The sequence below is a fragment of the Streptomyces sp. NPDC102279 genome, from assembly GCF_044766365.1.
Classification (GTDB): Bacteria; Actinomycetota; Actinomycetes; order Streptomycetales; family Streptomycetaceae; genus Streptomyces.
This window is the reverse complement of sequence record NZ_JBIWLU010000021.1, coordinates 35,913-45,423: the sequence shown is the minus strand read 5'-3', so window position 1 is coordinate 45,423 and position 9,511 is coordinate 35,913. Positions and strand designations below refer to the sequence as shown.

Below are 9,511 nucleotides of genomic sequence, written 5' to 3'. Positions count from 1 at the left end.
CCCGCCTCGTGGAGGGCCGGCCTCTGGGGGCCGGGGGGCCACCCCCGCCAGCCCCGGCGGCCGCGGGGGGGGCCCCCCCCCCGGGGGGCGGGGGGGGGGGGGGCCCCCCCCCCCCCCCCCCCTCCCGCGTCCCCCACGGCGCAGCCCTGCGCCCATCCCGTCCAATCCACCGAGCCGAAGGAAAGAGAGAGCCGCATCATGAACACCCATGCATGGCATGCACATGGCAAAAATTGGCGTACGACCGCCCTGCGGCGGACCGCCGCACTGATCGGCTGCACCGCTCTCGTCTGCGCCGTCACCGGCGCCACCGCCCAGGCCCGGCCCCGCGACCCCGCCCGGCAGGCGCTCGCCGCCCGGGACGGGTGGGCGTCCCAGGGGGCCGGCACCACCGGCGGCTCGGCCGCCGCGCCGGCGCAGGTCCGCACGGTCACGACGTGGGCGCAGTTCAAGGCCGCGCTCGCGGCGGGCGGCAGCGCGTCGAAGATCATCAAGGTGAGGGGCACGATCGACGCCAACGCCGACGGCTGCGACACCTTCGCCGCGCCGGGCTACGACTTCGCCCGGTACCTCGCCGACTACGACCCGGCGGTGTGGGGCTACGACCAGGTGGTCAGCGGGGAGCAGGAGGACCTGCGGGCCGCTTCGGCCGCCCGCCAGGACACCGCCATCAAGGCCAACGTCCCCGCGAACACCACCATCGTCGGTGTCGGGCGCGACGCGGGGCTCAAGGGGGTGAGCCTGCAGATCAAGGGCGTCGACAACGTCATCGTCCGCAACCTCTCCTTCGAGAGCCCCCTGGACTGCTTCCCGCAGTGGGACCCGACCGACGGCGACACCGGGAACTGGAACTCCGAGTACGACAGCGCCGTCGTCCACGGTGCCACGCACGTCTGGCTCGACCACAACACGTTCACCGACGGCGCCCACCCGGACAGCTCGCTGCCGACGTACTTCGGCCGGATCTACGAACAGCACGACGGCGAGCTGGACATCGTCCAGGGCGCCGACTACGTGACCGCGTCCTGGAACGTGTTCGCGGACCACGACAAGACCATCCTGGTCGGCAACAGCGACAGCGCGGCGACCGCGGCCGTGGACCGGGGCCATTTGAAGGTCACCTTCCACCACAACCTGTTCACCGGTCTCGTCGAGCGCGCGCCGCGGGTGCGCTTCGGCCAGGTCGACTCCTACAACAACCACTTCGTGGCGGAAGCCGGATACGCCTACAGCTACGGCATCGGCATGGAGTCCCAACTCGTCACCGAGCACAACGCGTTCACCCTGGCGGACGGCATCGGAACCGGGACCGTCCTGAAGAAGTGGAAGGACGCGCCGCTGACCGCCGCCGACAACTTCGTCAACGGCGTACGCACCGATCTGATCGCCGTGCACAACGCGGAGATCCCCGCCGAGACCCTTCGGTCCGGCGCGGGCTGGACACCCGTCCTGCGGACGAAGGTCGATCGCCCGCAGGCCGTTCCCGGCATCGTCGACCACGGCGCGGGCGCCGGAGGAATCCACTGACCCCGAGCGAACTCCCCTTTGTCCGTGGCCTGTTCGTCGCGGTGGGTGCGGAAGCCGGCGCGGCTCCCGTACCCACCGCGACGTACGTCACCTGTGGAGTGTGTATCGATCGGGCAACGGGCCTCGCATCCACGGGGGTGACGCGCGTAGAAACTTGCCATGCATAAGCCACTGCGTATCGCGGCCGTCGCCGCCACCTGTGCCGTCGCCGGTGCCGCCCTGTTCGGGTCCGGTGCCGCCACCGCCCATCAGTCGACGGCCAACTCGACGCACGAGCCCTACAACATCGGGGTCCTGGTCAAGGACATCGACACCTACTACGGTGCCGCGCTCGACAGCGACGGGGTGTACCAGGCGTCCCCGAGCAGCCAGTACGCCAAGGACCTCGCGCGCATCGACGCCGCTGCCAGGAGGGACATCGACAAGGCGGCCCACACGGCCCACCACCGGGGTCAGAAGCCCGCCGTCGTCTTCGACATCGACGACACCCTGCTGCTCTCCTTCGACTACGAGAGGAAGACCAACTACACGTACAACTCGACGACCTGGGCCGACTACGTCGCGAAGGCGGACCGTCCCGCCGTCTTCGGCAGTCCCGAACTCGTCGAGTACGCCGAGTCCAAGGGCGTCGAGGTGTTCTACAACTCGGGCCTGAAGGAGTCGCAGCGCGCCTCCGCGGTCGAGAACCTGAAGAAGGTCGGCGTCGACGTCAACCTCGACTCCGCCCACATGTTCCTCAAGGACGCCGCCAACCCGCCCGCCTATCTGAGCGGTTGCGCCACCGCCACCGCCTGGAACTGCACGACCGTGCAGTACAAGGCCGGCACCCGCAAGCACATCGAGGACCTCGGCTACGACATCGTCGGCAACTTCGGCGACCAGTACTCGGACCTCGACGGCGGCTACGCCGACAAGACGTACAAGCTCCCGAACCCGACGTACTTCGTGAGCTGATCCACCGCCGCTCAGGAACGCCCCCGCCGGTCGTCACCGGCGGGGGCGTTGTGCTGCCGGCCGCGAGGGGGGCTCAGGCCGGCAGGTCCACACCGTGAAGGACGTCGAAAACGAACATGTGGTTGTTTCCCGGGTTCCGTAACACAGCGAAAACCTGAGAGTGGTTGATGAAGGGAACAATCCAGCCAGCATCCGCACACCAGGCACGCAGGTACCGAGGAGTATGGTCATGTCCGAAGCGCAGAAGGTCGACGACCGGCCAAGTGCCGCACCACCGGCGGCAGACGGGATCGACGGGTTCTTCAAGATATCCGCGAGGGGCTCCACCCTCGGCCGGGAGATACGCGGCGGATTCGCCACGTTCTTCACGATGGCCTACATCCTCGTCCTGAACCCGATCATCCTCGGCAGCGCCAAGGACAAGTTCGGTCACCAGCTCGACGCCGTCCAACTCACCACCGCCACCGCCCTGGTGGCCGCGGTCATGACCATCATCATGGGCGTCGGCGGCAACCTCCCGCTCGCGCTCGCCGCTGGCCTCGGCCTCAACGCGGTCGTCGCCTTCCAGATCGCCCCGCTGATGAGCTGGGACGACGCGATGGGCCTGATCGTCCTGGAGGGCCTGCTCATTTGCGTCCTGGTCGTGACCGGTCTGCGCGAGGCCGTCATGCACGCGATACCCCAGGCGATGAAACAGGCGATCAGCGTCGGCATCGGCCTGTTCATCGCCTTCATCGGCTTCGTGGACGCCGGCTTCGCCACCCGCATCCCGGACGCCGCGAACACCACGGTGCCGGTCCAGCTCGGCGGCACCGGCGCGCTCGCCGGGTGGCCGATTCTCGTCTTCTGCCTCGGCGTCCTGCTGACCATCGGACTGCTCGCGCGCAAGGTCAAGGGCGCGATCCTGATCAGCATCGTCACCATGACGGTCGTCGCCGTCGTCATCAACGCCGCGGCCGACGTCAAGAGCTGGGGCCTGACCACCCCGAAGGTGCCCGACGACATCGTGGCCTCACCGGACTTCGGACTGCTCGGCCACTTCAGCCTGTTCGGCGCGTTCGGCGAGACCAGCGCGATCACCGTCGTCCTGCTGGTCTTCACCCTCATCCTGTCCGACTTCTTCGACACGATGGGCACGGTCGTCGGCATCAGCGCCGAGGCCGGTCTGCTCGACGAGGAGGGCAAGGTGCCCAACCTCGGGCGGGTGCTGCTCATCGACGGCGCCGCCGCGGTCGCCGGCGGCGCGGCCTCCGCCTCCTCCTCGACGTCGTACATCGAGTCGGCGGCAGGCGTCGGCGAGGGCGCGCGCACCGGCTTCGCCAACCTGATCACCGGTGGCATGTTCGCGCTCGCGCTGTTCCTGACGCCGATCCTCACGATCGTCCCGCTCCAGGCCGCCGCGCCCGCGCTCGTCGCCGTCGGCTTCCTGATGATGACCCAGGTCAAGCACATCGACTGGGACAAGTACGAGATCGCCATCCCCGCGTTCCTGACCATCGCCGTGATGCCGTTCACGTACTCGATCACCAACGGCATCGGCGCGGGCTTCCTCGCGTACGTGCTGATCAAGACGGTGCTCGGCAAGGCCAAGGAGGTCCACTGGCTGCTGTGGGCGGCCTCCGCGCTGTTCCTCGTCTACTTCGCGATCGACCCGATCGAGCAGCTGCTCGGGGTGAAGTGACCGCAGCGCGCGGTACGACACACGCGGGGACGCCCTGACGACAGGCCGCCCCGACGACGGGACGGCCCCGCACCGAGGAGGTGCGGGGCCGTTCGCCGTACGGACCTGTCGCGCGCCGCTGTGGCCGCCGGCTCAGTTCTTCAGGGCCGCCTGCATCATCGCCTTGGCGACCGGGGCCGCCAGACCGTTGCCGCTGACCTCGGAGCGGGCCGCGTCGGACTGCTCGACCATCACCGCGACGGCGACCTCCTTGCCGGTGGAGTCGGACGTGCCGTACGACGTGAACCAGGCGTACGGCGTCTTGCTGTTCTTCTCGCCGTGCTGGGCCGTACCCGTCTTGCCGCCCACGGTCACGCCGGGGATCCGGGCGTTCGTGCCCGTGCCCTGCTCGATGACCGTCTGCATCGCCGACCGGAGCTGTTGGGCGGTGTCCGAGGTGACGATCCGCTTGCTCTGCGTGTCGTCGTCGTAGTTCTTCAGCACGTCGCCGTCGGCGTCACTGGTCTGCGACACCATGTGCGGCGAGACGAGCTTGCCGTCGTTGGCGATGGCGGCGGACACCATCGCCATCTGGAGCGGGGTCGCGGTGACGTCGTACTGGCCGATGCCGGTCAGCGCCGTGGACGACTTGTCCATGTCCGAGGGGTACACGCTGGTGTACGCCCGCACCGGCACGTCCTGCTCCGTGTCGTTGAACCCGAACTTCTCCGCCATCGCCTTCACCTTGTCCTGCCCGAGGTCGACGGCCATCTTGCCGAAGACGTTGTTGCAGGAGTACTGGAGGGCGACCCGGATCGAGGCGTTCTCGCACGGGGCGGACGCGCTCTCGTTCCTCAGGGGGGTGTGCGTGTTCGGCAGGGTGTACGGATTCGGGCTGTCCGTCTTCGCGTCCACGTCGTCGTACAGACCGCTCTCCAGCGCGGCGGACGCCACGACCAGCTTGAACGTCGAACCCGGCGGCAACGGCTGCCGCAGCGCGCGGTTGACCAGCGGCTTGTCGGGGTCCTTGGTGAGCTTCTCCCAGACGCTGCCGTTGCCCGCGCTGATCGACGTCGGGTCGTACGACGGGGTGGAGACGACGCCGAGGATCCTGCCCGTCTTCGGGTCGATCGCGACGGCCGCGCCCTTCTTGTCCCCGAGCGCCTCGAACCCGGCCTTCTGTACCGCGGGGTCGATCGTCGTGACCACGTCACCGGGGTCGGCGCGCTTGTTGGTCAGACTGTCCAGGGGGTTCTTCAGCTGGATGTCCGAGCCGTCCAGGAGGTCCTGGTAGATGCCCTCCAGCTGGGTCGCCCCGTACACCTGCGAGCTGTAGCCGGTGACCGCCGCGTACAGGCTGCCGTCCTTGTACGTCCGCTTGTACTTGAGGTCGCTGCCTTTCGTCTGCGCGGAACCGGTGATCGCGTCGCCGGCCACGATGATGTTCCCGAGCGGGTTCGCGTACAGAGAGATCGCGTTCCGTCGGTTGTCCTTGCCGTCCGCCAGTGCCTTGCCGTCGTAGAACTGCACCCAGGTCGCCCTCACCAGCAGTGAGAGGACGAGCAGCAGTGTGAAGACGGCGGCACGCCTGATCGTCTTGTTCATGCCGCACAGAAAGACGAGCGGAAGGGCCTGATTCGTTCCCGTCCGCACTCACTTCTCATGTGCCCTTCATCGAACGGGCACCCGCGCGGGGAGCCGTCAGAGCCGGCGCGTGGCCAGGGTGAGCCGGTCACGGGCGTCGAACAGCGCGTCCTTGACCATCTGCTCGTGCGCGGGTGTGAGCCGTGCCACCGGCACCGAACAGCTGATCGCGTCACGGGCCGGCGTGCGGTACGGGATCGCCACGCCGAAGCAGCGCAGGCCCAGCGTGTTCTCCTCGCGGTCCACGGCGAAGCCCTGCTCGCGCACCTGGCGCAGCTCCTCGATGAGCTTCTCCCGGTCCGTGATCGTGTGCTCGGTCAGCGCGGGCAGCGTCTCGGGCAGCATCTTGCGGACCTGCTCGTCGGTGTGCGTGGCCAGCAGCGCCTTGCCGAGCGAGGTGGAGTGGGCGGGGAGCCTGCGGCCGACCCGGGTGAAGGGGCGCAGGTAGTGCTGCGACTGGCGGGTGGCGAGGTAGACGACGTTCGTGCCGTCCAGGCGCGCGAGGTGGATGGTCTCCGTGGTGTCGTCGGAGAGCCGGTCGAGGGTGGGGCGTGCCGCGGCGACCACCTCGTCGCCGTCGATGTACGAGGTGCCGACCAGCAGGGCCCGTACGCCGATGCCGTACCGCGTGCCCGTCGCGTCCGTCTCGACCCAGCCGAGTTCGACGAGCGTGCGCAGCAACATGTACAGGCTGGACTTGGGGTAGCCGACGGCCTCCTGGACCGCGGCGAGGGAGTGCATTCCGGGGCGGCCGGCGAAGTACTCGAGCAATTCCACGGTCCGTACCGCGGACTTGACCTGTGCCCCGCCGCCTGTCTCGCCTGCCGACATCGCCCTTGACCCCTTCGTTGGACGGGAAATAGTCTCCAACAGCATATTCACCATCAGAGACAGCGTTCAGCATATCGAACGCCCCTGGTGAGTGACACAAGAAATGCGGCATCACATCTGGAGGGACCCGCGGTGGCAGCAGCACCAGTCTGGAGTGTCGACCCCCGTACCGGGAAGCAGCGGGAACAGGTTGCGGTGGAAGCCACAGCCCAGGAGGTGGACGAGGCCGTCCGTGCCGCACACGCCGCGCGCCCCACCCTCGCCGACCGCACCGTCCGCGCCGCGTTCCTGCGCACCGCCGCCGACCTGCTCGAAGGCTCCAAGGAGCACCTCGTCGAGGTCGCCGACGCGGAGTCCGCGCTCGGCCCCGTCCGGCTGAACGGCGAACTCGCCCGCACCTGCTACCAGTTGCGCGCCTTCGCCGGGATCGTCGACGAGGGCGCCTTCCTCGACGTCGTCATCGACCACCCCGACGCCACGGCGACCCCGCCGATCCCGGACCTGCGCCGCTACAAGGTGTCCCTGGGCGTCGTGGCCGTGTACTCGGCCTCCAACTTCCCCTTCGCCTTCTCCGTCGCGGGCGGCGACACCGCGAGCGCGCTGGCCGCGGGCTGCCCCGTCGTCGTCAAGGCGCACCCCGACCACCCCGGCCTGTCGGAACTGGTCGCCTCCGTGCTGCGCCGGGCCGCCGCCCGGCACGACATCCCCGCCGGGGCCGTCGGCCTCGTCCACGGCTTCGAGGCGGGCGTCGAACTGGTCCGGCACCCGCTGATCGCGGCAGCCGGGTTCACCGGTTCGGTCCGGGGCGGCCGGGCCCTCTTCGACGCGGCGGCACAGCGTCCGGTGCCGATCCCGTTCCACGGCGAGCTGGGCTCCCTCAACCCCGTCGTGGTCACCGAGGCCGCGGCCGCCGAGCGAGCCGAGGAGATCGGCGCGGGCCTCGCCGGCTCGATGACCCTCGGCGTCGGCCAGTTCTGCGTGAAGCCGGGCCTGGTGCTCGCACCGGCCGGCGCGGCGGGCGACCGGTTCCTGAAGTCCCTGACCGACGCGGTGAGCGACACCGACTCCGGCGTCCTGCTGGACCATCGGATGCGCGACAACTTCATCGCCGGGGTCGCCGAGCGGGCCGCGCTGCCGGACGTGGAGTCGCCCGTGACGCCGGGTGCCGGCGGCGAGCACACGGTGAGCCCCGGCTTCCTGACCGTGCCCGCCGAGCGGCTCACGGCGGAGGGCGAGCACGACCTGCTCCTGGAGGAGTGCTTCGGGCCGCTCACGGTCGTGGCGCGCTACACCGACGCGACCGAGGCGGGTGCCGTCCTGGCCCGGCTGCCCGGCAACCTCACGGCCACGGTGCAGCTCTCCGCCGAGGAGGCCGCGGGTGAGGGCCGCGGCGCCGAGATCCTCGCCGAGCTGACGCCGCTCGCGGGCCGGGTGCTGGTCAACGGCTGGCCGACCGGCGTCGCCGTCGCCCCCGCCCAGCACCACGGTGGTCCCTACCCCGCGACGACCTCGACGTCCACGTCCGTCGGCGGTACCGCCATCGAGCGGTGGATGCGGCCGGTGGCCTACCAGGGCGTGCCCGAGGCGCTGCTGCCGCCCGAGCTGCGCGACGACAACCCGCTGGGCCTTCCCCGGCGTTACGACGGACACCTGGAGCGCTGAGAACCACGCGGGGACGGGTGCACGCCCGTCCCCGCGCCTGTGCCCGGCCCGTACCCGCCGCCCCTTCCCCGGCGCCGCGGCCCACCTGAGAGACTCGCACCATGGACGTCTCACTCCCCGAACTGCCCTTTCCCCTGCGCACGTACGGCCCCGACGGCCACTGGTCGTACGAGGACGACGTGCTCACCGGCTGGGCCGGCCCGCGGCAGGACCGCTTCGTTCCGCCCACCGGTGAAGGGCTCGACCCGGCGTCCGACGCACCCCGGCTGCTCGGCTCCCCGGAGGGCGACTTCCAGCTCATCGCCCGCGTGACGGTCGGCTTCGGGGCCTCGTTCGACGCCGGCGTGCTCTACGTCCATGTCGGCGAGCGGGCCTGGGCGAAGCTGTGCCTGGAGTACTCCCCGGACGTGGCCACCGTCTGCACGGTCGTCACCCGCGGCCACTCCGACGACGCCAACTCCTTCACGGTGGACGGCAGTTCCGTGTGGCTCCGGGTGAGCCGCACGGGCCGCGCCTTCGCCTTCCACGCCTCGCGCGACGGCAAGCGCTGGACGTTCATCCGCCTCTTCACCCTGGCCGACGAGAAGGAGACCGGGGCGGCACTGGTGGGCTTCATGACGCAGTCCCCGATGGGGGAGGGCTGCGTGGTCACGTACGACGACATCGAGTTCCGGCCGACCTGGCCCCGCGACCTGCGGGACGGCAGCTGAGGGCCGCCCGCGTACCGGGTGCGGCGCCGTCCGTCACGGGACGGTCCTCGGCGGCGGCTGGTCTCCTTCCACGCGGCGGCGCGTCCGGAGGCCCGGGGCAGCCGTCGCCGTGAGGGCGAGCAGGGCCGAACCGAGGACCAGGCCCACCCGCAGGCCCGTCTCGAAACCGTCCGAGACGAGGAAACCGAACACGGCGATGGCGAGTCCGCCCGCCACCCGGCGGGCCGAGTTGAGGACGGCCGCCGCGAGACCTGCCCGGTCGGCGGACACCGCGTCCATCATCGCCGTGGTCAGCGGCGGAACGGTCAGGGCGCGGCCCGGGGCCATCGAAACCAGCAGCAGCGCGACCAGGACGGTCGGCGTCGACGCGTCCACGAACAGCAGGAGCGGCAGCCGTCAGCCCTGTCGCGCCGCCCTCGATGACCGCGAAGGTCGGGGCGGTGAGCGCCGGCACCGCCGTCAGCCGGCCCGGCGGGTCGAGTGGCGCAGGCCGGGGCCGTGTGCGCGGCGTCCGGACCGGCAG

The 9,511-nt window shown here is 70.3% G+C and carries 8 protein-coding genes; 5 read left to right on the top strand and 3 right to left on the bottom strand.

What is annotated here, in order from left to right:
- Positions 1-198: 198 nt before the first annotated feature.
- From ACIRQH_RS38505 to ACIRQH_RS38495, 3 genes are all read left to right on the top strand, one after another.
- Positions 199-1,527, top strand: coding sequence for a polysaccharide lyase family 1 protein (locus ACIRQH_RS38505; protein WP_404230022.1), 1,329 nt, complete (start codon positions 199-201; stop codon positions 1,525-1,527).
- A gap of 159 nt (positions 1,528-1,686) precedes the next feature.
- Complete coding sequence (locus tag ACIRQH_RS38500; protein ID WP_358822594.1) at positions 1,687-2,481, top strand: HAD family acid phosphatase; 795 nt, start codon at positions 1,687-1,689, stop codon at positions 2,479-2,481.
- Between the two features lie 229 nt (positions 2,482-2,710).
- Complete coding sequence (locus tag ACIRQH_RS38495) at positions 2,711-4,162, top strand: NCS2 family permease (RefSeq protein ID WP_388934244.1); 1,452 nt, start codon at positions 2,711-2,713, stop codon at positions 4,160-4,162.
- Positions 4,163-4,294: 132 nt separating this feature from the next.
- On the opposite strand, the gene ACIRQH_RS38490 is transcribed toward ACIRQH_RS38495, so the two are convergent.
- Positions 4,295-5,746 (bottom strand): peptidoglycan D,D-transpeptidase FtsI family protein, encoded by a 1,452-nt coding sequence (locus ACIRQH_RS38490; RefSeq protein ID WP_388877582.1) that lies wholly within the window; start codon positions 5,744-5,746, stop codon positions 4,295-4,297.
- Between the two features lie 96 nt (positions 5,747-5,842).
- Positions 5,843-6,616, bottom strand: coding sequence for an IclR family transcriptional regulator (locus ACIRQH_RS38485; protein ID WP_081223720.1), 774 nt, complete (start codon positions 6,614-6,616; stop codon positions 5,843-5,845).
- A 132-nt stretch (positions 6,617-6,748) separates the two neighbouring features.
- Here ACIRQH_RS38485 and ACIRQH_RS38480 point away from each other — a divergent pair, with 132 nt between their 5' ends.
- Entirely contained in the window at positions 6,749-8,278 is a 1,530-nt protein-coding gene (locus ACIRQH_RS38480) for an aldehyde dehydrogenase (NADP(+)) (protein WP_404230018.1), read from the top strand.
- Positions 8,279-8,379: 101 nt separating this feature from the next.
- Positions 8,380-8,988 (top strand): DUF1349 domain-containing protein, encoded by a 609-nt coding sequence (locus ACIRQH_RS38475; RefSeq protein WP_388877587.1) that lies wholly within the window; start codon positions 8,380-8,382, stop codon positions 8,986-8,988.
- A gap of 33 nt (positions 8,989-9,021) precedes the next feature.
- Here ACIRQH_RS38475 and ACIRQH_RS38470 read toward each other — a convergent pair whose 3' ends face one another.
- Positions 9,022-9,363, bottom strand: coding sequence for a hypothetical protein (locus ACIRQH_RS38470; protein WP_404230015.1), 342 nt, complete (start codon positions 9,361-9,363; stop codon positions 9,022-9,024).
- Positions 9,364-9,511: the final 148 nt, after the last annotated feature.

Coding starts and splice junctions, on each gene's coding strand:
- ACIRQH_RS38505 (WP_404230022.1), top strand. CDS start 199: ATGAACACCCATGCATGGCATGCACATGGCAAAAATTGGCGTACGACC.
- ACIRQH_RS38500 (WP_358822594.1), top strand. CDS start 1,687: ATGCATAAGCCACTGCGTATCGCGGCCGTCGCCGCCACCTGTGCCGTC.
- ACIRQH_RS38475 (WP_388877587.1), top strand. CDS start 8,380: ATGGACGTCTCACTCCCCGAACTGCCCTTTCCCCTGCGCACGTACGGC.
- ACIRQH_RS38485 (WP_081223720.1), bottom strand. CDS start 6,616: ATGTCGGCAGGCGAGACAGGCGGCGGGGCACAGGTCAAGTCCGCGGTA.
- ACIRQH_RS38495 (WP_388934244.1), top strand. CDS start 2,711: ATGTCCGAAGCGCAGAAGGTCGACGACCGGCCAAGTGCCGCACCACCG.
- ACIRQH_RS38490 (WP_388877582.1), bottom strand. CDS start 5,746: ATGAACAAGACGATCAGGCGTGCCGCCGTCTTCACACTGCTGCTCGTC.